This is a genomic window from Acetobacter sp. P1H12_c (assembly GCF_018811975.1).
Lineage (GTDB): Bacteria > Pseudomonadota > Alphaproteobacteria > Acetobacterales > Acetobacteraceae > Acetobacter > Acetobacter persici.
The window spans coordinates 1-22,906 of the sequence record NZ_JACRVR010000024.1; the positions used below are offsets into that span (position 1 = coordinate 1).

Annotated in this window: 26 protein-coding genes; 15 read left to right on the plus strand and 11 right to left on the minus strand. The window is 58.5% G+C overall.

Going from position 1 to position 22,906, the window contains the following annotated elements:
• Nucleotides 1–148, minus strand: a 148-nt coding sequence (locus KP699_RS11420; RefSeq protein WP_215761524.1) for a transposase, incomplete at its 3' end; no start/stop codon positions are given.
• 112 nt (nucleotides 149–260) lie between these two features.
• Between KP699_RS11420 and KP699_RS11425 the strand changes: the two genes are divergently transcribed.
• The 3 genes from KP699_RS11425 (at nucleotide 261) to KP699_RS11435 (ending at nucleotide 2,197) form a co-directional block, all read left to right on the plus strand.
• Nucleotides 261–935 (plus strand): ATP-binding domain-containing protein, encoded by a 675-nt coding sequence (locus KP699_RS11425; RefSeq protein ID WP_215762706.1) that lies wholly within the window; start codon nucleotides 261–263, stop codon nucleotides 933–935.
• Nucleotides 936–937: 2 nt separating this feature from the next.
• The gene (locus KP699_RS11430) at nucleotides 938–1,618 is read left to right on the plus strand and encodes a DUF2290 domain-containing protein (protein ID WP_215762707.1); all 681 of its coding nucleotides are present in this window, start codon (nucleotides 938–940) and stop codon (nucleotides 1,616–1,618) included.
• Between the two features lie 255 nt (nucleotides 1,619–1,873).
• A complete protein-coding gene (locus KP699_RS11435) occupies nucleotides 1,874–2,197 on the plus strand; it encodes a hypothetical protein (protein ID WP_215762708.1) in 324 nt (107 codons plus the stop codon).
• 50 nt (nucleotides 2,198–2,247) lie between these two features.
• Here the strand turns inward: KP699_RS11435 and KP699_RS11440 are convergent, their stop codons facing one another.
• Nucleotides 2,248–2,649 carry a hypothetical protein gene (locus KP699_RS11440; RefSeq protein ID WP_215762709.1) on the minus strand — a complete coding sequence of 134 codons (402 nt, stop codon included), beginning with the start codon at nucleotides 2,647–2,649 and terminating at the stop codon, nucleotides 2,248–2,250.
• Between the two features lie 188 nt (nucleotides 2,650–2,837).
• Between KP699_RS11440 and KP699_RS11445 the strand changes: the two genes are divergently transcribed.
• The gene (locus tag KP699_RS11445; protein ID WP_077930479.1) at nucleotides 2,838–3,344 is read left to right on the plus strand and encodes an RcnB family protein; all 507 of its coding nucleotides are present in this window, start codon (nucleotides 2,838–2,840) and stop codon (nucleotides 3,342–3,344) included.
• 130 nt (nucleotides 3,345–3,474) lie between these two features.
• Here KP699_RS11445 and gabT read toward each other — a convergent pair whose 3' ends face one another.
• A complete protein-coding gene (gabT, locus tag KP699_RS11450; protein WP_215762710.1) occupies nucleotides 3,475–4,761 on the minus strand; it encodes a 4-aminobutyrate--2-oxoglutarate transaminase in 1,287 nt (428 codons plus the stop codon).
• A 146-nt stretch (nucleotides 4,762–4,907) separates the two neighbouring features.
• Nucleotides 4,908–5,843, minus strand: a complete 936-nt coding sequence (locus KP699_RS11455) for a LysR substrate-binding domain-containing protein (protein WP_215762711.1) — start codon at nucleotides 5,841–5,843, stop codon at nucleotides 4,908–4,910.
• 478 nt (nucleotides 5,844–6,321) lie between these two features.
• Here KP699_RS11455 and KP699_RS16640 point away from each other — a divergent pair, with 478 nt between their 5' ends.
• Entirely contained in the window at nucleotides 6,322–6,453 is a 132-nt protein-coding gene (locus KP699_RS16640) for a hypothetical protein (protein WP_255031206.1), read from the plus strand.
• Between the two features lie 15 nt (nucleotides 6,454–6,468).
• Here the strand turns inward: KP699_RS16640 and KP699_RS11460 are convergent, their stop codons facing one another.
• Nucleotides 6,469–6,612: a hypothetical protein gene (locus KP699_RS11460; RefSeq protein ID WP_215762712.1), complete on the minus strand. Its 144-nt coding sequence runs from the start codon at nucleotides 6,610–6,612 to the stop codon at nucleotides 6,469–6,471.
• A 93-nt stretch (nucleotides 6,613–6,705) separates the two neighbouring features.
• Here KP699_RS11460 and KP699_RS11465 point away from each other — a divergent pair, with 93 nt between their 5' ends.
• The 3 genes from KP699_RS11465 (at nucleotide 6,706) to KP699_RS11475 (ending at nucleotide 9,291) form a co-directional block, all read left to right on the plus strand.
• Nucleotides 6,706–7,260: a DUF1643 domain-containing protein gene (locus KP699_RS11465; protein ID WP_086655924.1), complete on the plus strand. Its 555-nt coding sequence runs from the start codon at nucleotides 6,706–6,708 to the stop codon at nucleotides 7,258–7,260.
• A 149-nt stretch (nucleotides 7,261–7,409) separates the two neighbouring features.
• The gene (locus tag KP699_RS11470; protein WP_215762713.1) at nucleotides 7,410–8,687 is read left to right on the plus strand and encodes an aminopeptidase; all 1,278 of its coding nucleotides are present in this window, start codon (nucleotides 7,410–7,412) and stop codon (nucleotides 8,685–8,687) included.
• 43 nt (nucleotides 8,688–8,730) lie between these two features.
• On the plus strand, nucleotides 8,731–9,291 hold the full coding sequence (locus KP699_RS11475; RefSeq protein ID WP_215762714.1) for a hypothetical protein: 561 nt from the start codon (nucleotides 8,731–8,733) through the stop codon (nucleotides 9,289–9,291).
• A 96-nt stretch (nucleotides 9,292–9,387) separates the two neighbouring features.
• Here the strand turns inward: KP699_RS11475 and shc are convergent, their stop codons facing one another.
• The 5 genes from shc to KP699_RS11500 form a co-directional block, all read right to left on the minus strand.
• Nucleotides 9,388–11,469 carry a squalene--hopene cyclase gene (gene shc, locus KP699_RS11480; protein WP_215762715.1) on the minus strand — a complete coding sequence of 694 codons (2,082 nt, stop codon included), beginning with the start codon at nucleotides 11,467–11,469 and terminating at the stop codon, nucleotides 9,388–9,390.
• A gap of 40 nt (nucleotides 11,470–11,509) precedes the next feature.
• On the minus strand, nucleotides 11,510–12,076 hold the full coding sequence (locus tag KP699_RS11485; RefSeq protein ID WP_215762716.1) for a TetR/AcrR family transcriptional regulator: 567 nt from the start codon (nucleotides 12,074–12,076) through the stop codon (nucleotides 11,510–11,512).
• 152 nt (nucleotides 12,077–12,228) lie between these two features.
• On the minus strand, nucleotides 12,229–13,245 hold the full coding sequence (locus KP699_RS11490; RefSeq protein ID WP_215762717.1) for an EipB family protein: 1,017 nt from the start codon (nucleotides 13,243–13,245) through the stop codon (nucleotides 12,229–12,231).
• Between the two features lie 64 nt (nucleotides 13,246–13,309).
• Nucleotides 13,310–15,106, minus strand: a complete 1,797-nt coding sequence (gene aspS / locus KP699_RS11495; protein ID WP_086655920.1) for an aspartate--tRNA ligase — start codon at nucleotides 15,104–15,106, stop codon at nucleotides 13,310–13,312.
• A gap of 85 nt (nucleotides 15,107–15,191) precedes the next feature.
• Nucleotides 15,192–16,250: a low specificity L-threonine aldolase gene (locus KP699_RS11500; RefSeq protein WP_215762718.1), complete on the minus strand. Its 1,059-nt coding sequence runs from the start codon at nucleotides 16,248–16,250 to the stop codon at nucleotides 15,192–15,194.
• 197 nt (nucleotides 16,251–16,447) lie between these two features.
• On the opposite strand from KP699_RS11500, the gene KP699_RS11505 reads away from it, so the two are divergent.
• The 7 genes from KP699_RS11505 to KP699_RS11535 all read left to right on the plus strand — a co-directional run bounded on the left by KP699_RS11505 (nucleotide 16,448) and on the right by KP699_RS11535 (nucleotide 21,969).
• On the plus strand, nucleotides 16,448–17,062 hold the full coding sequence (locus KP699_RS11505; protein WP_077931690.1) for a 50S ribosomal protein L25/general stress protein Ctc: 615 nt from the start codon (nucleotides 16,448–16,450) through the stop codon (nucleotides 17,060–17,062).
• Between the two features lie 87 nt (nucleotides 17,063–17,149).
• A complete protein-coding gene (gene pth / locus KP699_RS11510; protein ID WP_086655919.1) occupies nucleotides 17,150–17,731 on the plus strand; it encodes an aminoacyl-tRNA hydrolase in 582 nt (193 codons plus the stop codon).
• Nucleotides 17,731–18,825 (plus strand): redox-regulated ATPase YchF, encoded by a 1,095-nt coding sequence (ychF, locus tag KP699_RS11515; protein WP_077930472.1) that lies wholly within the window; start codon nucleotides 17,731–17,733, stop codon nucleotides 18,823–18,825. Before pth ends, ychF begins: the two co-directional genes overlap by 1 nt.
• Nucleotides 18,826–18,953: 128 nt before the next feature.
• Complete coding sequence (locus KP699_RS11520) at nucleotides 18,954–20,183, plus strand: glutamate-5-semialdehyde dehydrogenase (RefSeq protein ID WP_051552139.1); 1,230 nt, start codon at nucleotides 18,954–18,956, stop codon at nucleotides 20,181–20,183.
• 8 nt (nucleotides 20,184–20,191) lie between these two features.
• Nucleotides 20,192–20,854, plus strand: a complete 663-nt coding sequence (locus KP699_RS11525) for a nicotinate-nucleotide adenylyltransferase (RefSeq protein WP_215762719.1) — start codon at nucleotides 20,192–20,194, stop codon at nucleotides 20,852–20,854.
• Nucleotides 20,855–20,943: 89 nt separating this feature from the next.
• Nucleotides 20,944–21,396: a ribosome silencing factor gene (rsfS, locus tag KP699_RS11530; protein WP_237388808.1), complete on the plus strand. Its 453-nt coding sequence runs from the start codon at nucleotides 20,944–20,946 to the stop codon at nucleotides 21,394–21,396.
• Nucleotides 21,397–21,513: 117 nt separating this feature from the next.
• Nucleotides 21,514–21,969 carry a 23S rRNA (pseudouridine(1915)-N(3))-methyltransferase RlmH gene (locus tag KP699_RS11535; protein ID WP_215762720.1) on the plus strand — a complete coding sequence of 152 codons (456 nt, stop codon included), beginning with the start codon at nucleotides 21,514–21,516 and terminating at the stop codon, nucleotides 21,967–21,969.
• A 19-nt stretch (nucleotides 21,970–21,988) separates the two neighbouring features.
• On the opposite strand, the gene KP699_RS11540 is transcribed toward KP699_RS11535, so the two are convergent.
• Nucleotides 21,989–22,903, minus strand: coding sequence for an N-acetylmuramic acid 6-phosphate etherase (locus KP699_RS11540; protein WP_215762721.1), 915 nt, complete (start codon nucleotides 22,901–22,903; stop codon nucleotides 21,989–21,991).
• Nucleotides 22,904–22,906: the final 3 nt, after the last annotated feature.

Here is a 22,906-nt window from a genome sequence, read left to right on the forward strand (position 1 = left end):
GCCATGGAATACCCGCGCGATAGCGATACAGCACCGCCTCCACGAACAAACGGTTGTCCACCGCAGTGCCGCCGACATAGCCTTCTCGACCGGGAAGAAGATCCTGTATCCGCTCCCACTGGTCATCGCGTAAACTATAGCGTCGCATCTGTCTGTCTCCCCCAAAAAACGGGAAAACAGTCAGCACACGCAGACACAAAGTACAACCCTCACCTGCCACACTCAGGGTTTAACTGACGACACGCCCTAGTGTAGCGCCTTTGATTTTCTTTCAAGAATTTTTAGATGCCGATGAGCAAGCACAATGGATTGCCTCGCAAATCATCCAAAACCTGAAAGAGGACGAGTTAAAAGCTGACGACATTATTGTTATAAATCCAGACCCTCTAAGCACCCCAAAACAAGTTGGTCCTATTCGAAAAATACTGTTTGATAATGGAATACCATCTCATCTTGCTGGGGTGGACACCAGTTCAGACGTATTTTTCAAACCAGATGAAGGATCCGTTGCTTTTACAGGAATATTCCGGGCAAAAGGTAACGAGGCTGGTATGGTCTATGTAATAAATGCTCAGGATTGTTACAATTCATTTGGGGAAATAGGAAAGGTCCGAAATCGTTTATTTACGGCTATGACGCGCAGTAAGGCTTGGGTGCGTGTAGTCGGGCATGGAAAAAATATGCGTCTTCTTAAATCTGAATACGATCGTGTTGTTGAAAATAATTACCAGTTAAAATTCATTTATCCAAATTCTGATTTGCGTGCGAAGCTTCGTGTTGTGAATAGGGATATGTCCCTCGAAGAGAAGAAGCATGTAAAAGAAGGGAATGCAGCCGCAAGCGCTTTGCTTAAACAGCTATCTAAAGGACAAATACAATTAGATGATCTATCTGAAACTGTCCTGAACGAGCTTCGCAGACAATTAGGACAATAAGCATGTCCGATATTAATGCTGTTGCGCAAGAAATTAGAAATTTGACCTCTAATTTGATAGGCGTTGGATTATGCGTCGATCAAAATTTTCCAAAGATTTCAAAGAGGCCTTCTAAAGAGGGACAGATAACAGAAATATCTATATCTGGTTTATCCGAAATTTCTGCTGCGCTGCGGCATAGGCCTTATTTAGAAACCTATAATGAACTCGGAAGTGAGCGTTCTTTTAATATGAAATTAATTGACGGTGCACTTATTCAAATGAGATATTTGTTTTCTCGAAAAAAACTAAAAAAACACGTTTTATCTTTTCTACCTTCTCCAGATCTCCTTGAATATCAAAATGAACCTGAAATTTATGAAAACGATATATTATATTCTGAAATAATACTTAAGGATATTGTTACTTCTCCAATTAGATTTGATTACGACGCGGATGCTTCAGTAGACTATATTCACCCAACCTCGCATTGTACATTTGGGCAATATAAAAATTGCCGCATACCGGTTTTGGGTGCATTGACACCATTTAGATTTGTCAATCTTATATTGAGGTCTTTTTATAATACGGCATTTAACGAACGTTGTTCTGGCTGGTCGGCAACAACAAAAGATTTTCCATATACTCTTACAAGTCGAGAACAGGCTGATATGCATTGGTCATTCGGTAGAGCCGATATGTAGAAATTTTTCAATCCACAAATGCGGATATGAAGCTTTTATTAGTGGCTGATTTTATGTGGGAATAAAAAGTATAATCTATGAAAATATTCTATGATATCAGCTTGTTAATTGATATTTCTGGCAGACATCCTCCGCCACATTTCATTCATAAAAATCTATCACTGTGATGCCATTCTTTGCGGTGCGATGGGGTTCTGTGCTCTTTCTGGAGAGTGGCGCAAAGCTGTGTCTGTTGTTGCAGGAGGTAATGCGGGGATGCTCACAGAGCATGAAATCGCTCAGGATCTTGAGGACCGTGAACGGCGGATAGAATTGCTGGTCCGGCAACTGCCTGCGCGCATTCAGGCGGCTGTTCACTGGTTGCGCCGCCCGCAGGCCCGATGGGTGCGGATGCCTGCGGGTGTCTTCTTCATTCTGGGGGGATGTCTGGCCATCCTGCCGGTTTTTGGCATCTGGATGCTGCCACTTGGCGTTTTATTGTTGTCTGACGACGTGCCGCCTTTACAGCGTGTAACCAATAAAGCGCTGGCGTGGGTTGAGGTAAAGCGCCCGCACTGGATGGGCTTGCCGCGTTTGTAAAAACGGGAAGTGCGTGCAGAACTCAACGGATCTGTCTGCTGTTTTCCCGGTTAACGGGCTTCTTCCATTTTAATATCGTCTGCTTTCAGGTCCGGAACCGTTTCTTTTTCTGGCTGGCACGGAAAAGAGCGGGGCGTTGAGGCTGGCTGGTCTTCCTGATCGGTTTTGTCGGCAGGGGGCCGGTGCGGGTTTGGCCCAAAGCCGTTCATGGCCTGCCGCATACCCATTCCGGCCAGCCCTCCGGCCATGCCGCCTGCACCGGGAATGGCACCGAGCGCTGCGGGCATTACCTTCTGCATGGCCTGCCCGAATTCTATATGCCCGTGGAACGGACCATGCTGTGCGGGCATGGTATTCTGGCAGGCTGTTTCAGCAGTTTTGTCTTTATGGGAGGCGCAGCCAGCCATCCACAGACACAGTAAGGACAGGCCTGTGCGGAGCTGTATGGACATGGTGGAACCTTTGTCACCAGGGCGGTTTTATACAGACAGGATTGCTGTAAACCTGTTTCATAAAGATCATGATTTCTGGCTTGTGAAGAGGTGTTTTTCATTATTTCAAAAATGAAAAGAATGAACGCAGGACAAATTTTTGCCACACCTCCGGCAGAACAGTCGTCATGTTGAAAATGAGGTCTCTGATGAAGACAAAAGTGATGCTTGCTCTGGCTCTCGGGTGTTTTGCCCTCGCGGCACCCCAGTCCTATGCCGATCCGCGCGGTCAGGGTGGTCCGGGTGCTCATGGTGGGCCCGGCGGTGGTCCGGGCGGCCCCGGTGGCGGAGGCCCTCGCGGCAACCATGGCCCGAACATGGGCAACGGCCGGGGTGGCCCGCAGCCGTCTTATGACATGAACCGCCGATGGGCCCGGGGTGAACGCTATGACGGCCCGCGTGAGCCGCGCTGGATGGTGAATGACTGGCGCCGCCAGCCCGGCCTGTGGGCGCCCCCAAGCGGATATTCCTGGATGCGCTATGGCAACCAGTTTCTGCTGACAGCTCTGGCGACCGGCATTATTGCAGGTGTTGTGAATGCAGGGGTGGGGGCCGTTACACCGGTTGTGCCGGTTACCCCCATGGTGCCCGTTGCTCCGGGTTATCCTGCAACGCAGGGCTATCCCGCAGCCGGGGGCTATGCGACACCGTATTGATCGGTGCAGTTTTGAGGCAGGAAAGACAGAGGTATCGCTCTTTCCCGCCTTGAGTGCGTTTCTGTAAAAAAGAGGATGCAGCCTTATCCGGCGCATCCCCTTTTTTGTAAATTTTTGAGTTTGTCGGGCCTTACGCTTTGGCGGCCTCACTCAGAATCTGCTCAATCAGATCCAGACCTTCATCCAGCAGGGCGTCAGAGGCGGTCAGAGGTGTGAGGATACGGATGGTTGCTCCCTTCACACCACAGGCCAGCAGGATCAGCCCTTTCTCACAGGCCAGAGCGCAAAGCTTGCCCGCTGCTCCGGCGCGCTGTTCTGTGCTGCCGTGGCTTTCCAGAATATCAAAAGCAATCATGGCCCCCAGTCCGCGCGGCATGCTGACGGGCAGCAGGTCCGTGCGCTTATGCCAGCCTTCAATCCGGGCGCGCAGGCGGTCACCCATCGCGTTGGCGCGGTCCAGCAGGTTGTCTTCTTCAATCACATCCAGCACGGCAAGGGCTGCGGCGCAGGCCAGAGGCGCACCGGCATAGGTGCCGCCAAGGCCGCCCGGCGGGACGGCGTCCATCAGGTCGGCACGGCCAATGACGCCGGAAATGGGCAGGCCACCACCAAGAGATTTCGCCACCGAGACCAGATCGGGCTCAACGCCGGAATGTTCAATACCGAACATCTTGCCGGTGCGGGCAAAACCGCTCTGCACTTCATCAGCAATCAGTTTGATGCCGTGTTCATCACAAATCCGGCGCAGCTCTTTCAGCAATGCGGTCGGCGCAACGCGGAAGCCGCCTTCACCCTGCACAGGCTCAATAATAATGGCGGCAACCTGCGTGGGGGCAATATCCGCCGCAAACAGGAAGTGCAGCATTTTCAGGCTGTCTTCCACCGTGACGTCACTATCCGGGAACGGCACGTGATAGACCTGCCCCGGCAGGGTGCCGAAGGGTGCTTTGTAAGGCAGGACCTTGCCGGTCATGGCGGAGGCCAGCAGGGTGCGGCCATGGAAGCCACCGCAGAAGGCAATGACGGCGTTCCGGCCAGTGGCTGCACGGGCAATTTTAACAGCGTTTTCTGTCGCTTCCCCGCCGGTGGAGAAGAAAATAGTTTTGGCAGGACCGGAGAAGGGCGCGCGCGCGTTCAGCTTTTCCGCCAGCTCAATATAGGATTCATAGGGGGAGACCTGAAACGCTGTGTGGGTAAAGCGTTCAAGCTGGGCTTTGACCGCGGCCATAACCTTGGGGTGACGGTGCCCCACATTCAGCACAGCAATACCGCCGCCAAAATCAATATAACGGCGGCCTTCCACGTCCCACAGTTCTGCATTTTCCGCGCGGTCGGCAAAAATGGGGGTGGAGGAGGCCACGCCACGGGGCACGGCGTTGGCCCGGCGGGTCAGAAGATCCTTGTTTGTTGTGCTCATGCCGTCTGGCTCCTGAAAAAAGAGGACTGCGGGGAGGCGCAGCCCGACGAAATTGTTTCAATCTCGTAAGTGGTTTTCAGGCAGGAGGGGAGGCGATTTTTTCTTGCAGATGTGGTGATAAATTGTCACCGCACTGTCGCAGCGTGTCAGCCCGCCAGTCTTTCCGCGGCAATCTGCTCCAGCAGCCAGTTCCGGAACAGGCTCAGCCCGTGGTTTTCCCACCCCCCGTCTGTGGTGCGCAGCACGTAGGAGCCAAGCGGCGTGGTCTGCACAGGCGTTTGTTTTGGCTGGATGCGGATCAGCCGGCCTGTCACCAGATCATCCCCCAGCAGGAAGGGGTTGCTCAGCGCAATGCCTTCTCCGGCACGGGCGGCGGCCAGCGTCAGATGGGCCTGCCAGAGGCGGCCCGCGCAGGGGATGGTTCTGGCAGGCACATGCTGCGCCTGAAACCAGAGCTGCCATTCTGAATCATCTTCTTCATGCAGCAACGGCGCATGCAGCAGGTCCGCCAATGTTTCCGGCTGACCGCCCAGCGCCGCCAGTCCTTCCGGAGAGATCACCGGAAACACCGGGGGGCGTGCAATATCAACACTGCACAGGCCGCGCAGGGTGAGGGCGGCATTTGTGTCCCGCACATAGCAAATATCGGCGTGGGTTTCGGCCGCGATGCCGGTGGCGTGGAAGGCGGTATTGGCATCAATCGGGCGGAGCATGAAATCCATCCGCGGATGCGCGCGGCGAAAGGCCGCGAGGCGCGGCAGCAGCCAGTGATAGGCAAAGCCATGTACGCACGTCACAGTCAGGCTGGGGGTTTGCTGGCGGATATTTGCAGTTGCCTGAGCCAGACCATCCAGATGCGGGAGAATCTGCGTGTAATAGGTCTGCCCGGCCAGTGTGAGCGCGCCTGTGGAACGGTCCCGCAGCGGTGTGCCCAGAAACTGCTCCAGATCCCGTACATGGCGGCTGATGGCGGCGTGGTCCACGCGCAGTTCCGCCGCAGCGCGCCGTATGCCCCCGGTGCGGGCAAAGGCGGCAAAGGCGTTCAGGGCGGCCAGAGGGGGAATGCGGTATCGCGGGTCCATTGGGGGCGCAAGCAGAGAAGGGATCTTGCTACTTGGGCGCAAAAAGTCGGGTGTGCAAGGCGGCAGCCCGGAGAGAATACGCGGCGCGACTCCCCGGTTTTCTGGCGGAAGACTGTGGCGTATGAGTCGTGGGCAGCAGTTTTTTGAGGGAAATCAGCAGAAAATCCCAGAAAACTGGCAATTTTTTATCACGAAACCGTTTGGCCTAAAATTTGATCAAATGCCCGGAAAATTATCTTTTCTCGGGTTGCGGTGCGGTATCGCGTCACACGATGCCTGTTTTTTATACTACAAATATTATCGGGGTATTCAGATAAAATACGGGGATTCTTCAGGATGATTACTTGGATATCAGTTCCTGAAACCCTGCTTCACTATGCGCTTTCTCGATATCTGGGGGCTTTTATTTTCCTGTTGCGTCAGGGGAGGGAGGTGTGGTTTTAGCCCTCCACACGCTAAATTCTTAGGAAAACAAATAATGCTTATTCACGTTGTTAATGACGCCATCTCCGCCACCATGCAGGTTGCCCCGATGGCCCCGATGCTCGTCTTTCTGCCGGTTGTTGCCATGCTGATGCTTGCGACCGTGTTTTCTGACCGCACAGCCTGAGCGTTTTTAAGCGTTTCAGTCTGTTTTCCCTGTGTCCGCCTGATGTAAGGCGATACAGGTGTCCGGACCGTCATTCCTGAGGAATGACGTCAGTCCGGGGCGGGCCGCCTCTTCGTGCCCGGCTTTGCTGCCCTGAGCAGCGTTTTCCTGCTTCTGCATCTTCCCTGACAGATATTTCTGTTTAAAACCCGGTGAACCCTCTGTTGCGGAGGCGTGCTGTACATCACCGTCGGGGACTATTCGGGGCTGCCCATGCAGGATCTTTTTAACGCGCATCATGTCGGGAATTCCCGTCCGCTGGGTCTGTCTGATGATGTTGTCAGCACAGCCACCTACGGCGGCCCGGACCAGTGCTACCGTTACAGCTTGAAGCGGGTGTGGGATGCCTCCCGGCCTGTCGTCATGTGGCTGATGATGAACCCGTCCGTCGCAACCGAAGTCGGGGATGACCGCACTGTCGCCAAATGCCAGCGTTATGCACGCGCATGGGGCTATGGCGGTATTCTGGTGGGTAACACCTTTGCCTATCGCTGCACGGATCAGACACGCCTGCTGGAAACACCGGACCCGGTCGGGCCGGAGAATGATGCCGCTCTTCTGCGCATGGCGCAGGAGGCGGATCTGGTGATAGCCGCCTATGGCTCTCCGCAGCACAAGGCCCTGCGTGAGCGCGGGCCTGCTGTTGTGCGCACGCTCCAGCAGCACGGGATTGCCGTATATGCCATGAAAGTGGGGGTGAATGGTCGCCCCTGCCATCCTCTTTATCTGCCCGCAGCCCTCCGGCCGGTCCTGTTGCCTGCGTCCTGATCAGGGTTGCGTGGCGGCCCTGATGGTTGACGGATGGCCGCCTTCAGTATCCGATCAGCAGGAACAGTGTCAGGCCACAGCGCAGTCCCTGCGGCCTGACCGCAACCAGACGGGGGTTTGCACCCCGCTCCTGCATGGGAAGGATTGGAATGACAGGCTCGTCACAGGCGCAGAACGCCACACCGGAAGAGACAAAACTGGCCAGCATGCTGGACCGGCTGGGGGAAGTGGCGGTGCGCACCGGCCTGAACGTCGCGCCGGGGCAGCAGGTGATTATTACGGCCCCGCTGGAGGCTGTGCCGCTGGTGCGGCGGGTGACGGAACACGCCTATAAGGCCGGGGCCGCGCTGGTCACGACCTTCTACGCGGATGAGGAAACGACTCTGGCGCGTTACCGCTTCGGGCATGAAGAGACGTTTGATACCGCAGCCGACTGGATGGCCCGTGGCATGGCGGAGGGCTTCCGGGCGGGTGCGGCCCGTCTGGCGATTACCGGCAGCAACCCGGCTTTGCTGGCCGGGCAGAATCCGGAGCATATTTCCCGCGCCAGCCGTGCGGCCTCCCGCGTGAACCGCCCTGCAATGGAAATCATCACCAATTTTGATGTGAACTGGAACATCGTCGCCACAGCCACTCCGGCATGGGCGAAAGTGGTGTTTCCTGATCTGCCGGAAGATCAGGCAGTGCTGCGCCTGTGGGACGCGATTTTTGCGGCCTCCCGCCTGACCGGGGCGGACCCGGTGACAGACTGGGCGGCGCATAATGCAACCTTGCACCGCCGGGCGGTATTCCTGAATGATGCCCGTTATGCGGCCCTGCATTTTACCGGGCCGGGGACCGATCTCACGGTTGGTCTGGCGGATGGGCATGACTGGGCTGGCGGGTCTGAAAAAGCGGGCAATGGCATTGTCTGCAACCCCAATATCCCCACGGAGGAAGTGTTCACCACGCCGCATCGCCTGAAGGTAGAGGGCTATGTAGCCAGCACCAAGCCGCTTTCGCATCAGGGCACGCTGATTGATGATATCTGCGTGCGGTTTGAAGGCGGCAAAATTGTTGAAATGCATGCGTCAAAAGGGGAAGACGTCCTGTCCCGTGTGCTGGATACGGATGAAGGGGCCCGCAGGCTGGGGGAAGTTGCCCTTGTGCCGCACTCCTCCCCGATCTCGCAGAGTGGTATCCTGTTCCAGAACACCCTGTTTGATGAAAATGCCGCCAGCCACATTGCTCTCGGGCAGGCCTATACCAAATGCATGCTGGATACGGCTGGGCAGGATGAAGCCGCTCTGGCCGCGCGGGGTGCCAATAGCAGCATGATCCATATCGATTGGATGATCGGTTCTGGCGAGATTGATGTGGACGGTATTGACGCAAACGGAACTGCGGTGCCGCTGATGCGCAAAGGTGAATGGACTATTTCAACGTAATCAGGCTTGTGAAAAACAGTTCTGCTGTAAAGAAGGATCTTATATGATGAACGGAATGAAAAAGATCGCTCTGGCGACGGCTCTGCTGTCAGGCGGCATCATGGTGCAGCCGGCGGGCGCACAGACGGCGGCTCCGGCGCAGACGCCTGCTCAGGCCCCGACGCAGGCACAGGGCACCTCCCGCCCAAATCTGACCCCGGAACAGGTGACAACCTTGCAGCGGGATATGAACACGGCTCTGCATTACAAGCTTGCCGCCAATGTTGTGCCGCGCCTGACATCCGCGCTGAAATCCATTCAGGCAGCCCATATTCAGCCGCCGGGGCGTCTGGGCATGTCACTGGAAGAGCAGATTGATATGGTCGGGAAAGTGCCTGGTCTGGAACCGATTTTGAAAACAAACGGTTTTACGCCGCGTGAATTTGTCATGAGCCTGACCTGTGTCGGTCTGACAGGTAGCCTGATGAATGTCCCGCCGGGGCAGGCAAGCAGCACGATCCCGACACCCGATGCAGCAAACGTCGCAATCCTGAAAAGTAACCCGCAGCAATTGCAGGATCTGATTGCCGTCCTGCGTGCAGAGCATCAGCCGGATGCGCAGTAAAGTGTAAGGAAATTAAAGTCTTTCTCAGGAAGTAATTTGAGAAAGACCTTTTCAGGCGGGCGGTATTTTTGAAATACCGCCCGTTTTTTATGGATTTTACAGAGAGGCGTCTGCCAGATTTTTTCTGGCGGCACTAAGAGCGTTTTCCGCCTCTGCATCCGGTGTGATCAGGCGGCTTGCGCGGCTGAGCGCCATAATGGGGAAGAACTGCCGGTACAGGTCATATCGGAGCATGAACGCTCTTGAGAGTTCTGCGCCCTGTTGCAGGCGTTTTGACAAAGCCGGGTCATCCAGCCGGATGGTCTGGCCCACCCCGTAACCGGGGAAGCCCGTGCCGGTATAGTCTTCCTCAGTCCAGCTTCCGTCCGCTTCCTGACGTTCAATCAGATAACGGCAGCCTTTTTCAATAGAGGGATAATCCTGCGGGCGCGCCGCCGCAATAAGCCCCATCAGCGCCCATGCCGTCTGGGACGCCGTGGTGTTGCCCCGGCCAATGGAAGAAATGTCCATATAGGATGCGCAGCTTTCACCCCACCCGCCATCGTCCTGCTGGTGGGCCACGAGCCAGTCACAGGCTCTGGCAATGTAGGGTTGCGTCATATCCTCACCAATGGCGGCCAGTGCGGGCAGAACGGCCCCGGTGCCATAGATGTAATTTACACCCCAGCGGCCAAACCACGGGCCCTGCGGGTCCTGCTCTGCCCGGACGTAATCAAGCGCACGCTGGATGCAGGGCAGATCCCGCGGAAGGCCCAGAATTCCAAACGCTTCCAGAATATGCGCCGTAACATCCACAGAGGGTGGGTCCAGAGCCTCACCAAAATCACAGAACGGGATTTTGGAAAGAAGGGCCTTGTTATTGTCTTTATCAAAAGCGCCCCAGCCCCCGCAGGCGCTTTGCATCCCCACCAGCCAGCGCACGGCGCGGGCAATGGCCTCTTCAACACCGCGCTCTTTCCATTCCGGCCGGTGGCGGCAGGAGGAAAGGGCGATCAGCGCGACGGCGGTATCGTCCGTGTCCGGATAGAAGTCATTGGCATATTCAAAGGCCCAGCCACCGGGTTCCACATCCGGCAGCTTAATGGACCAGTCGCCTTTAACCCGCACCTGCCGGTCCAGCAGCCAGCCCAGCGCTTTATCCATTTGCGGGGTAAAGCGGTCTTCGGCTTTGGCGTCATGCAGTGCCATAATGGCCAGCATGGTGTCCCACACCGGGCTGTTTGTTGCCTGAATAAAAGAGGCATCCCCTTTATCGTGCCGCCAGCCGGGGTCATTCAGCGCATCAAGACCTTTGGCCATAACCGGATGATGGAACTGAAACCCTTCTCCATGCAGCGCCATCAGGCCGTAGACCCATGGCGGCTGAATCCCGCCCCATCCGCCATCGGCATCCTGATGCCGGATAATCCATTCCAGCATATGGCGGATAGCGGCTTCCCGCATTGTGTTGCGTTTAAGAAACCGGGACTGGAGCCAGTGCAGGCCTTTATCCGTTGCCCGGAAGAAGTCTGACCACAGATCCACGCCTTCCTTTTTAGGGAGCGTATAGTCAAAATTCCCCCGCCCTTCAGGAAACAGCGCGTTCAGGCGGTCCTGCGGCCGCAGCGGGCGGCTGGGGCGGCGGGCGGAGAGCACGGCCAGCGGAACCAGTGTGGCCCGTGCCCACTGGGCAAAATTATAGATGGAGAAAACAAATTTGTTCGGGAACCAGATAATTTCCGGGGGCAGGTTGGGGGTTTTCTCCCACGGCCATTCCCCAATCAGCGCCAGCCAGTAGCGGGTGAAAACCCGGATATTTTTCAGGCCGCCTTTCTGCGCAATCCATGTGCTGGCCTTGTGCAGGGCGGGGGTGTTTTCCGGATATCCCAGTGAGCGCAGGGCGGCATAGGCTTCCACCGTTGCATTAATATCCCCATTGCCGGCGTCCGGATAAATCCCCCATGACCCGTCCTGCCGCTGCGTTTGCAGCAGAGCGTTGCCAAGGCGCGGGCGCAGCGGGTGGTCTTCCAGACCAAGGAACCACAGAGCCAGACACCATTCCGCTTCCATCGAGGCGTTTGAGCCTACCGGGCCAACCCAGTGGCCATCGGCTTTCTGCTGCCCGATCAACCACTCACAGGCGGAAGAGACAGTATGGGTCAGGCTGTTTCCCATTCCTTTAAAGAGTGGCATCGTCATTTTATAAACACCTCTGCACCAAGATCATCGTCCGGAGATTTTACGCTTTTGCCGGTTCAGCCGGACCGGCAGGCACCATCAGGGTCTGGATATCCGCAAAAGCGGCCTGCCACTCCACGTCCTGCATGGTGATAAAACCAAAACTTCTTAGAAAAAAAGCACCTTCGGCAGCAAAAATCATGGTGCGCATCTGCCGTGCTTCATCGGAATGACAGACTTCGCTGGTCAGCCAGCCCGCATACCAGTCCCGTATCTTTTTGAGATGATCAGGAGATTGCAGAAGGGTAATCAGCGTTCCGGCAATGCGCGTGCGGGTGGCATCATCCATCTGCGCGCAGACCTGCACATAAGCACGGGCTTTATCGGCCGGGGTGGCGTCTGGCGGGGTATGGGTCTGCACTTCTGCGTCGAAGGCGGCAATCCAGCGGTCAATCAGGGCCGTAATCAGGTCATCCTTACTGCCAAAGCAGTATTGCAGGCCGCCTTTTGTAATACCCGCTTCGCGCGCAACGGCGTCCAGTGTCAGGGCAAGCGCACCATCACGCTGGACGAGCTGTTCCGCACATTCCATGACCCGTTCACGATTGATGGTTCTGGGGCGCGCCATAACCCTGAAATCTCTATACCCGTTGTTTCCGTCCAGACGGAATTAAACGAGATGCTTCGTCGTTACAAGTCCGTTTTGAGCACGCAGCCATGCCACAGGTGAGGCCCGGCTATGGGGGATACCGCCTTTGCCAGCTTCCCGGACGATCCGGCTTAACAGCGGGCCGCGCGGGGGGGCAGCGTCAGGCTGTGCAGGGTGCCGCGCATCCGGAAATCTCCAAAGTCCATATCCAGCATGTCAGAAACGCCATTTGCAAAATAGCGCATGCCAATCTCGTAATCTGGCAGGATGCTGTCCGGTGTGCGGCCAAAAAAGGCGACATGCACACGTCCGGCAGGCTGGCCCGCGAGGGCGGGGGAGGGAGCCGGGTCTTTCAGCGGCCCCCAGCCCAGAAGGGTAATGTAGGTTTCCTGCGCGCCATCCGGGCCGGTACCGTCAAACAGCAGCGGAGCAATACTGGGGGTGCCCCGCTGGGCTGCGGCCAGAATGGCGGCGGTGTGCGCCATGGGGAACAGCGTGCCGTTAGGCAGTTTCAGAGTTTTCTTTATGGGTTTTTCATACTCCACCACGCCATGCCCCAGCGCATCTATACTGGCTTCCCCGCTGACAACCTGCAGCACGGCGTTGTTGGACTTCTGCACGGTACGAAAGACCAGATGCCGCCCGTCCTTGCTTTCCAGCGTGGTGTAGTCAGACACCATGTTCACCGCACCGCCGTTGCGGGTGGCGCTCTGGATATCCAGATGCTGCTGGGTAGACCACGCCGAGCAGGTGTCTCGCACCACATAGGTCATGTTGCCTGAGGCGGAGAGCGTGTTGCCGCCGGATTCCGCTAGACTGAGATCATACAGTGCCCGCTGGCCCACCAGTGCGCTGGTGGTGGTCCGGGCTGCGGAAGGGGGTGTGGGGCTGCCAGAGGCTGCGGCAAGGCAGGCGGATGGCAGGGCGACCAGAAGAAGAGCGGCTGCCACTGTCCGGGGAGCCCGTGCCCGGAGAGTCCATGGCCGGTGTGCTAGACCCTGGAGGAACAGTGCTCCGGGTGTCAGTGCCTCAGAGATCAGCGCCTTAGATCCTGCTGCCGCAGCGGAGGGGCTGCCCTTTTCCGGGCGGAAGGTCAGGGCAGGGTGGCAGAGCACCCGGCGGGCATGGCGGCGGAGGAATGCAGTCATAGCTGTCAGAAAAGAGCATCCGGGGCGGGAGTGCAACCACCCCGGATGCGGCATCTGACGTGCGTCAGTCTTTTTTGATCGTTGGTTTCGGCTTGGGCAGGTCCAGAGCCAGAGAGAGTTCTTTCAGGCGTTCCGGCGGCACCGTGGCCGGAGCGCCCATCATCAGGTCCTCGCCCTGCTGGTTCAGCGGGAACAGGATCACTTCACGGATGTTCGGCTCATCCGCCAGCAGCATGACAATACGGTCCACACCCGGAGCAGAGCCACCATGCGGCGGCGCTCCGTAGCGGAAGGCATTCAGCATGCCGCCAAACCGGGCCTCCACTTCGCTTTCCGGATACCCGGCAATCTCGAAGGCGCGGATCATGACGTCCGGCAGATGGTTACGGATTGCGCCGGAGGACAGCTCAATACCGTTACACACAATGTCATACTGGTAGGCGTTGATTTCCAGCGGGTTTTTGGTGTTCAGGGCTTCCAGACCACCCTGCGGCATGGAGAACGGGTTGTGCGAGAAGTCGATGCGTCCCGTTTCCTCGTTCAGCTCATACATCGGGAAGTCGGTAATCCAGCAGAAGCGGAAGGCGTTCTTCTCAATCAGGTCCAGCTCTTCCGCAATGCGGGTCCGGACCTGACCAGAGAATTTGGCAACGTCATCCCCCTTGCCTGCGGCAAAGAACACAGCATCCCCGGCGTTCAGGCCCAGCTTGGTGCGAATGGCCTCAACGCGGTCGGCTTCCAGATTTTTGGCAATCGGGCCTTTGCCGCCGTCTTCCGCAAAAATGATGTAGCCCAGACCACCGGCACCAGACTCGCGGGCCCAGGTGTTCAGCTTGTCAAAGAAGGCACGCGGCTTGTCACCGGCACCGGGGGCCGGAATGGCACGGATTTCACCACCATCGGCGGCAATGCGGGCAAACAGACCAAAGCCTGAACCGGCGAACTCGTCCGTCACATCAGAAATCAGCAGCGGGTTCCGCAGGTCAGGCTTGTCGGAGCCGTAGACCTTCATGGCGCGGGCGTAGGGAATCCGCTCAAACGGAGCCTGACTGACAGTGCGGCCGTTCCCGAACTCCGTGAACAGACCGGACATGACATCTTCCAGCGTGGCGAATACTTCGTCCTGCGTGGCAAACGCCATTTCAAAGTCGAGCTGGTAGAACTCACCCGGAGAGCGGTCCGCGCGGGAGGCTTCATCCCGGAAGCAGGGCGCAATCTGGAAGTAACGGTCAAACCCGGCCACCATGGCCAGCTGTTTGAACTGCTGCGGGGCCTGCGGCAGGGCGTAGAACTTGCCGGGGTGCATACGCGCCGGAACAAGGAAGTCCCGCGCGCCTTCCGGAGAGGACGCCGTCAGGATGGGGGTCTGAAGCTCAATAAAGTTCAGGGCCGTCATGCGCTTGCGCATGCTCTGGATCACGCGGGCGCGCAGCAGCATGTTGCTGTGTACGCTCTCGCGGCGCAGGTCGATGTAGCGATAGCGCAGGCGCAGATCTTCCGGGTAGTTTTCATGCCCTGCCACCTGCAGGGGCAGCACAGCGGCGGCGGACTGCACCACAAATTCACGCGCGCGCACTTCAATATCGCCGGTCGCAAGATCAGGATTGCGGGTGGCTTCCTCACGGCGCACAACGTCACCCGTGACCGTAATCACGCTTTCCACGCGGATGCTTTCCGCCTGTTCCAGCACCGGGTCACCCGCCGGGATAACAATCTGGGTGATGCCGGTTTCATCCCGCAGGTCGATAAACAGCAGGCCGCCGTGGTCCCGTTTGCTATGGACCCAGCCGGACAGGCGCGCTGTGGTGCCGGCATCCTGTGCGCGAAGGGCCGAACAGCTATGGGTACGGTAAGGGTGCATTCTCTCGTCCTGAAATTGAGGGCCGGTTTTTTCGATACTGCGCCGGAGGAAGCCGGGGAGCCGGGGAGATGTCAAGGGGCAGATGTTATGGGGAAGGTGCGGGCAGTTGTGCCATGCAAGCCCGGATGTCGGCTGCCAGCGCCTCAATCGCGGCACTTTGCGCATCCCATGCAAACAGGAAGCGGGCTGCCGCACCAAAAAAGGTATAGAATCGCCAGCCTCTGGCGCGCAGGCTGTTCATGGCCTGCTCGGGCATCAGCAGAAACACTGCGTTGGACTGCACGGGCCAGGCAATCTGTACACCGGGAATGGCCTCCACGGCCTGCGCAAACTGCCGGGCGCTTGCATTGGCGTGCTCGGCATTGCGCAGCCACGCCCCGCTTTTCAGCATGGTCAGCCAGGGGGCGGTGATAAAACGCATTTTGGAAGCAAGCTGCCCGGCCTGCTTGGCGCGTTCCGCAAAGCCACGGGCCAGAGAGCGGTCAAAAAACACCACAGCATCCCCTACTGCCATGCCGTTTTTGGTGCCGCCAAAGCTCAGGGCCTCCACGCCCGCTTCCCACGTCATGGCCGCCGGGGTGCAGCCCAGCGCGGCAATGGCGCAGGCAAAGCGTGCGCCGTCCATATGCAGTTTCAGCCCGTAATCCTTGCAGACTTCCGCCAGCGCCCGGATTTCGTCCAGCGTGTAAACCAGACCATTTTCCGTCGGCTGCGTAATGCTCACCACGGCAGGTTCCGAGGCATGGGGGCTGCTGGCCTTGCGGCGGCACAGGCGGATGGCCTCGGGCGTCAGTTTACCGTCCGGGCAGGGCGGCGTGAGCAGCTTGCTGCCGCCGGAAAAGAACTCAGGCGCGCCGCGCTCGGACGTTTCGATATGGGCAATGTCTGAGGCAATCACGCTGCAATAAGGCGGGCAGAGGGTGGCCAGAGCCAGAGCATTGGCGGCGGTGCCGGTCAGCACAAAAAAGACGGCGGCCTGTGTCTCAAACAGGGTGCAGATGGCGTCCGCGGTAAGCCGTGTCCACGGGTCATCCCCATAGGCCGGGGCGGACCCGGTGGCGGAGGCACGGGTTATGGCCTCCAGTGCTTCCGGGCAGATGCCTGCATAGTTGTCACTGGCAAAGTGCTGGGGCTTGTCTTGCATCAGTCTGGTCCGGGCGCAGGGGTGGGCATGAGGCGGTTTTATACCCCGTCCCGCGCGGGGCGTCATGGCCTTCCTGCCGGGTTTTCTGCCGCAAAAGGGTGGTAAGCATTGCGTTTGTTCCCCCTTTCCGGTATGGCGACCGCATCGTGCAGGCACCCCTGGAGGCCTGCATGTTCTGGTTTTTAGGAGAATTCAACGTGTCCAAGATTACATCTATCGACGCTTCGGCGCGCGCGAAAGCAGGTAAGGGGGCAGCGCGTGCAACGAGACGTGCTGGTCTGGTTCCTGCCGTTATTTACGGTGGCAAGAAAGAACCCACTCTGATCGCTCTTGACCCCCGCATTGTCATCAAGGGGATTCAGGCCTCTGGCTGGCGCTCACGCGTTTACGAAATCAAGGTTGAAGGCGGTGTGACCGAGCGCGCCCTGATTCGTGACATTCAGCTGCACCCGGTTAAAGACAGCCCGGAGCATGTTGACTTCCTGCGTCTGGCCGCTGGTCAGAAAGTGACTGTTGAAGTCTCCGTTCATTTCTCTGGTGAAGAAAAAGCTCCGGGCATCAAGCGCGGTGGCGTTCTGAACATCGTGCGTCACACGGTTGAAGTTGAAGCGGATGCAGAACACATCCCTGAATTCTTCACGGTTGACCTGTCCGCTCTGGACATCAACGACAACGTGCGCTGGGAAGACCTGAAGGGCACGGAAAACGTGACCCCGCTGGTGCATATCCCCAACTTCGTGATCGCCACGATCGCTGCACCGAGCGTTGACGAAGCTGATGAAGCCGCTGAAGCGGAAGCTCCGTCTGCCTGAACACCGGGCTGATGGTCTGAAACTCAGGGGTATGGAGGCACATGCCGGGCATGTGCCTCCAGCCTCGGTCAAGATACAGGACCAGTGATGTTGCTCTGGGCCGGACTCGGTAACCCCGAGTCTTCAATGAGCCGACACAGGCACAATGTCGGTTTCATGGCGGTGGACGCCATTGCCAGCCGGTATGGGTTTTCACCCTGGCGGCTCCGCTTCAAAGGACATGTTTCAGAAGGCCGGATCGGCACGCAGCGCGTGCTTCTGCTCCGCCCCATGACCTATATGAACCTGTCTGGTGAAAGCGTGCAGGAAGCCGCGGCGTTTTACAAAATTACGCCGGACCATATTACCGCTTTTCATGACGAGCTGGATCTTGCGCCGGGTAAGGTGCGGGTCAAGCGCGGTGGCGGGGCGGCAGGGCATAATGGCCTGCGGTCCATGGACAAGATGCTTGGCACCCCGGACTACTGGCGTGTGCGGATTGGTATCGGGCATCCCGGTGTCAAGGAGCGCGTGCATGGCTGGGTGCTTGGAAATTTTACAGAGACCGACAGACAGACCTGGCTTGAGCCTCTGCTGGATAAGATGGCAGACGCAGCCCCACTTCTGGCTGAAGGCCGTTCGGATAAATTCATGACGCAGGTTGCGTTGCCAGAGGGGAGTAAGGGCTGATGGGGTTTAATTGCGGTATTGTCGGTCTTCCCAATGTGGGTAAGTCCACACTGTTCAATGCGCTGACGGCGACGGCCACGGCGCAGGCGGCAAACTATCCGTTCTGCACGATTGAACCCAACGTGGGCCGCGTGGCTGTGCCCGACCCCCGGCTGGAAAAGCTGGCAACTGTTGGCAAATCCCAGAAGGTTGTGCCGACCAGCCTTGAGTTTGTGGATATCGCAGGCCTCGTGCGTGGCGCGTCCCGCGGGGAAGGACTGGGGAACCAGTTTCTGGCCAACATCCGTGAAGTGGACGCCATTATCCACGTGCTGCGCTGCTTTGAAGATGATGACATCACGCATGTTGAAGGCGGCGTGGACCCCGTGCGTGACGCGGAAATTATTGAAACAGAGCTGATGCTGGCGGATCTCGATTCGCTGGAAAAACGTCTGCCGGCTTTGCAGAAGCGCGCCAAAAACCGTGATGCCGAAGCCATGGCGCAGGTCGAGGTGGTTGAACCGCTGATTGAAGCGCTGAAGGAAGGCCACCCGGCCCGCACCGCCATCCCGGCGGGCGCGGAAGAAGCGGTCCGCCGCCTCCAGTTGATGACGACTAAGCCCGTTCTCTACGTCTGCAATGTGGATGAAGATTCAGCGGCGACCGGAAATGATTTCTCCAAAAAAGTGCAGGCCAAGGCGGAAGCTGAAGGCGCTGCTGTGGTGATCGTCTCCGCTGCGATTGAAGCTGAAGTCAGCCAGCTTGCGGATGAAGAACGCCGCGAGTTTCTGGAGGGCCTCGGCCTGAGTGACAGCGGGCTGGACCGTGTGATTGCCGCAGGGTACGGCCTGCTGGGCCTGCGCACCTACTTTACGGTTGGCCCGAAGGAAACCCGCGCCTGGACCATTACAGAAGGCACCAAGGCACCGCAGGCCGCCGCTGTTATTCACAATGATTTTGAACGTGGCTTCATTGCATGTGAAACAGTCGCATATGATGATTATATTCAGTACGGTGGTGAGGCCGGGGCGAAAGAAGCTGGCCGCCTGCGGATTGAAGGGCGGGATTACGTGGTGAAGGACGGAGACGTCCTGCTGTTCCGCTTTAACGTCTGAGCACAGACCGCACAGACAGTTTGGACAACAGAGAAACGGGGATGAAGGACGCCATCATGAAGGCGCAGGAAGACGGGCAACAGGGTGTGGCACAACAGCAGACGGTTTCCGGAGCTGTGCCAGGCCCGATGGTGGCCCTGGCGCGTCGGGCCAGACTGGCGTCCCGCACTCTGGCGCAAAGCCCGTCCTCCGCGCGGGACCGGGCTTTGTGGGCTGCGGCTGCTGCGGTCCGTGACGCCAGCCCCGCGATTCTGGAAGCCAACGCGAAGGATCTGGAAGCCTCCACAGCGCGGGATGCGTTCCGTGACCGCCTGACACTCACCCCGGAGCGGGTGGAAGCCATGGCTGTCGGGCTTGAGGAAATGGCGGATCTGCCGGACCCCGTTGGCCGTGTGCTGGAAGAATGGACACGGCCCAACGGCCTGCGCTTCCGCCGGGTGGCAACGCCCGTCGGCGTGATTGGCGTGATTTATGAAAGCCGTCCCAATGTGGGCGCGGATGCTGCTGGCCTGTGCATCAAATCCGGGAACGCGGTGCTGCTGCGCGGCGGGTCAGAAAGCCTGCACAGTGCGCGGGCCATCCACGCCGCGATTCAGGCGGGCCTGCGCGCGGCCGATCTGCCGGAAGATGCCGTGCTGATTGCCCCGGATGCAGACCGCGCTCATGTGGCGGATATGCTCGGCGCTGCCGGACTGGTGGATCTGCTGATTCCGCGTGGTGGCCGCTCTCTGGTGGAGCGTGTGCAGAAGGAAGCCCGTGTGCCAGTGCTGGCGCATGCGGATGGGCTTTGCCACACCTATGTCCATTCCGCAGCGGACCCCGGCATGGCGCGGCGGATTGTGCTCAACGCCAAAATGCGGCGTGTGGGCATTTGCGGCGCAACGGAAACGCTACTGATTGACGCCGCCATTGCGCCTTCTCTGCTGCCGCAGATTGTGGGCGATCTGGCCGAGTTTGGCTGCACCTTCCGCGCGGATGCGGAAGCACGGGCCATTATGCCAGACCTTCCTGCGGCCACGGAGCAGGATTTTTCCACGGAATGGCTGGATGCCGTGCTGAATATTGCTGTGGTGGACGGGGTGGATGAAGCCCTTGATCATATCCAGCATTATGGTTCCTCCCACACCGAAGCGATTGTGACGTCTGATGAAGCCGTGGCGACGCGCTTCCTCAACGGGACGGACAGTGCCGTGGTGATGTGGAACGCTTCCACGCAGTTCTGTGACGGGGGCGAATTTGGATTTGGCGCGGAAATCGGCATTGCAACAGGCCGCTTCCATGCGCGCGGGCCGGTCGGGGTCGAACAGCTGACGACCTTCCGTTACGAAGTGATCGGCACAGGGCAGGTGCGGACCTGACGCCCGGTATGGTCTGGCGGGATACGATTCCCACATGGGGGGACCATCGCATCGCGCGGATTGGTCTGCTGGGTGGGTCTTTCAATCCTGCGCATCCGGGCCATCAGACCATTGCCCGCCGTGCTCTGGTGGCTCTGGGGCTGGATCAGGTCTGGCTTATGGTCTCACCGGGGAACCCGCTTAAATCTGCGGAGGGCATGGCGCCGTTTGGCAGGCGTCTGGCGTCAGCAGCGTCTCTGGCGGATGGACGCAGGCTGATCGCTACAGATATTGAGGCCCGACTCGGTACCCGTTACACGTTTGATACGCTGGGAAAGTTGCAGATACGCTTCCCGAACGTCCATTTTGTCTGGCTGACCGGGGCAGACGGGTTTGCCACCCTGCCAAAATGGAAAGGCTGGAAACGTCTGCTGCACCGTGTTCCGGTAGCAGTCATGCCGCGTCCGGGGCAGAATATGCGGGCTTTGCGGGGCGCTGCGGCGCAGTATCTGGTGCATTGCCGCCTGCCAGCGCGGCAGGTACGCGTGCTGCCTGATCTTTCCCCCCCAGTGTGGGCTTTTCTTCCGGGGCGACAAAACGGTATATCTGCAACATCAATTCGTCAGCGGGGCGGCTTTGGGGATGGTGCGGGCCATGCCAGCGCGCCCGATATGTTAAATTCAGGAGAATGACCATCACCAGCAAGCCACCCGCCGAAGCATCTGCGCGCAGCAGGTCCTCCACGGCCACTAAGAAAAAAGCCGCAACCGCAAAACCCGCTCTGGCCGGTGCCGCCAAGGTGGCCGGGTCTGTGCGTAAAAAAGCCGCCGCTGCCGGGCCGAAGGGCAAGGTCAAGCGTGAGGCGGCCTCTCCGGACGTTATTGCCCAGTCGCTCGAACTTATCGTCAACAGTCTGGAAGATGATAAGGGCGAGAATATTGTCGTTATCGACCTGACGGGTCGTGCGTCCTTTGCAGACCGGATGGTGATCGCCACCGGTGTGGCGGACCGTCAGATCTCCGCCATGGCGCAGCATATTGAACGCAAGCTGAAAGATATCGGCATCAAGCGTGTGCTGGTTGAAGGCACAAATGGGTCCGACTGGGTGTTGCTGGATACGGGCGATATCGTGGTTCATCTATTTAAGCCGGAAGCGCGTGAGCTGTATGGTCTGGAAAAAATGTGGGGCGCGGAACTGGATGACGGGAACGAAGAGGCTGTCACCCCTGTTTGACCCTCTGTGCGTCCTAACAGTCTGCGCTTACAAAAAGGGGAAGCAGTCTTGCTTCCCCAATTTTTTTAAACGGCCTCGGATCAGAATGATCTTTTTGCAGCAAGGGAAGAGCGCAGCATGAAGCTGATTGCCGTCGGGCGCATGAAGGGTAAGTCCGAGCAGGCGCTTGTCGCCCGCTATCTCAAACGCCTGCGCCCTAAGCTTGATATTGTGGAACTGGCCGATGGCCGGGGCAGCCCGGATGAAATCAAACGGCGGGAAGCACAGGCCATTCTGGCCGCCTGTCCAGATCAGGCTTTTCTGGTGGCGCTTGATGAAGCCGGACGTGCTTTTGACAGCGTGGCGTTTTCTGACGCTGTGGCAGACTGGTCCGCACTGGGTCGGACGCTCTGCTTTGTTATTGGCGGCGCGGAGGGGCTGGACGCCTCAGTCATTCAGCGCGCTGATGCCAAACTGACGTTAGGCACCCTCACATGGCCGCACATGCTGGTGCGTATCATGCTGGTTGAACAGATTTACCGGGCACAGGCAATTGCCGCTGGCCACCCGTACCATCGGTCCGGGCGGCCTTAAGCGGCTTTTTTAGGCGTGGTCAGCGGTTTTTCAGAACCGAGCGCAGATTGCCCGCATTTTGCTCCAGTACCGCACGGCCTTCCTCCGGGGAAAAGCCAAAACATACCAGCACGGCCAGCTTGATGCTGCCTCCGGCTTTCTCCAGCGCCTCTTTCGCCTCGGCTTCCGTGCAGTCTGTGAGCTGCTGCACCATGCGGTGGGCACGCCGCACCAGTTTGGCGTTGACGATCTTCATATCGACCATCTGCCCGCGCCATGTATGACCCAGCCGGATCATCAGCGCGGTGGAAAGCATGTTGAGTGCCACTTTCTGCGCGGTCCCGGCCTTCATGCGCGTGGACCCGGCCACGACTTCCGGCCCGGTTTCAATCAGCAGTCCCAGTTCCGCCTCGCGCAGCAGACGAGTCTCTGGGCTACAGGACAGGCCAATGGTCAGGCTGCCCGCCGCGCGGGCGCAGGTGAGCGCTGCGCAGGTATACGGGGTGCCTCCGCTGGCGGCCACGCCAATCACAACATCATCCGGGCCAGCCTTATGGGTTGTGATAGCGGCGCGGGCGGCCTCTTCATCATCCTCAGCCCCTTCTACCGGCTGGAACAGGGCGGCATCGCCCCCGGCCAGCAGCAGAACAAGGCGCTCTTCCGGCCAGCCATAGGTGGGGATCAGTTCCACACCATCCTGCAAGCCAATCCGGCCAGAGGTGCCAGCCCCTACGTAAAACAGGCGGCCACCCCGTTGCAGGCGCGGCAGGGCGGCCGTAATGGCCTCTTCCATGTCGGGAAGTGCGGCTTTGACAGAGGCAACCGCCCCAAGCTGACTTTCCAGTAGTACATCCAGCAGGGTGCCGGTTGGCCAGAGGTCCAGCGCCTCATACCGGGAATCATATGTTTCGGTTTTGGCCGGACCAGTAAGGGAGGAGGGAGCCTGCTGGGTCATGCA

Coding starts and splice junctions, on each gene's coding strand:
- ychF (WP_077930472.1), top strand. CDS start 17,731: ATGGGGTTTAATTGCGGTATTGTCGGTCTTCCCAATGTGGGTAAGTCC.
- KP699_RS11465 (WP_086655924.1), top strand. CDS start 6,706: ATGCAGGATCTTTTTAACGCGCATCATGTCGGGAATTCCCGTCCGCTG.
- KP699_RS11435 (WP_215762708.1), top strand. CDS start 1,874: ATGCTCACAGAGCATGAAATCGCTCAGGATCTTGAGGACCGTGAACGG.
- KP699_RS11440 (WP_215762709.1), bottom strand. CDS start 2,649: ATGTCCATACAGCTCCGCACAGGCCTGTCCTTACTGTGTCTGTGGATG.
- KP699_RS11475 (WP_215762714.1), top strand. CDS start 8,731: ATGATGAACGGAATGAAAAAGATCGCTCTGGCGACGGCTCTGCTGTCA.
- KP699_RS11470 (WP_215762713.1), top strand. CDS start 7,410: ATGACAGGCTCGTCACAGGCGCAGAACGCCACACCGGAAGAGACAAAA.
- aspS (WP_086655920.1), bottom strand. CDS start 15,106: ATGCACCCTTACCGTACCCATAGCTGTTCGGCCCTTCGCGCACAGGAT.
- KP699_RS11455 (WP_215762711.1), bottom strand. CDS start 5,843: ATGGACCCGCGATACCGCATTCCCCCTCTGGCCGCCCTGAACGCCTTT.
- KP699_RS11525 (WP_215762719.1), top strand. CDS start 20,192: ATGGTCTGGCGGGATACGATTCCCACATGGGGGGACCATCGCATCGCG.
- KP699_RS11460 (WP_215762712.1), bottom strand. CDS start 6,612: ATGCAGAAGCAGGAAAACGCTGCTCAGGGCAGCAAAGCCGGGCACGAA.
- KP699_RS16640 (WP_255031206.1), top strand. CDS start 6,322: ATGCTTATTCACGTTGTTAATGACGCCATCTCCGCCACCATGCAGGTT.
- KP699_RS11540 (WP_215762721.1), bottom strand. CDS start 22,903: ATGACCCAGCAGGCTCCCTCCTCCCTTACTGGTCCGGCCAAAACCGAA.
- pth (WP_086655919.1), top strand. CDS start 17,150: ATGTTGCTCTGGGCCGGACTCGGTAACCCCGAGTCTTCAATGAGCCGA.
- gabT (WP_215762710.1), bottom strand. CDS start 4,761: ATGAGCACAACAAACAAGGATCTTCTGACCCGCCGGGCCAACGCCGTG.
- KP699_RS11445 (WP_077930479.1), top strand. CDS start 2,838: ATGAAGACAAAAGTGATGCTTGCTCTGGCTCTCGGGTGTTTTGCCCTC.
- shc (WP_215762715.1), bottom strand. CDS start 11,469: ATGACGATGCCACTCTTTAAAGGAATGGGAAACAGCCTGACCCATACT.
- KP699_RS11490 (WP_215762717.1), bottom strand. CDS start 13,245: ATGACTGCATTCCTCCGCCGCCATGCCCGCCGGGTGCTCTGCCACCCT.
- KP699_RS11485 (WP_215762716.1), bottom strand. CDS start 12,076: ATGGCGCGCCCCAGAACCATCAATCGTGAACGGGTCATGGAATGTGCG.
- KP699_RS11520 (WP_051552139.1), top strand. CDS start 18,954: ATGGTGGCCCTGGCGCGTCGGGCCAGACTGGCGTCCCGCACTCTGGCG.
- KP699_RS11535 (WP_215762720.1), top strand. CDS start 21,514: ATGAAGCTGATTGCCGTCGGGCGCATGAAGGGTAAGTCCGAGCAGGCG.
- KP699_RS11500 (WP_215762718.1), bottom strand. CDS start 16,250: ATGCAAGACAAGCCCCAGCACTTTGCCAGTGACAACTATGCAGGCATC.
- KP699_RS11430 (WP_215762707.1), top strand. CDS start 938: ATGTCCGATATTAATGCTGTTGCGCAAGAAATTAGAAATTTGACCTCT.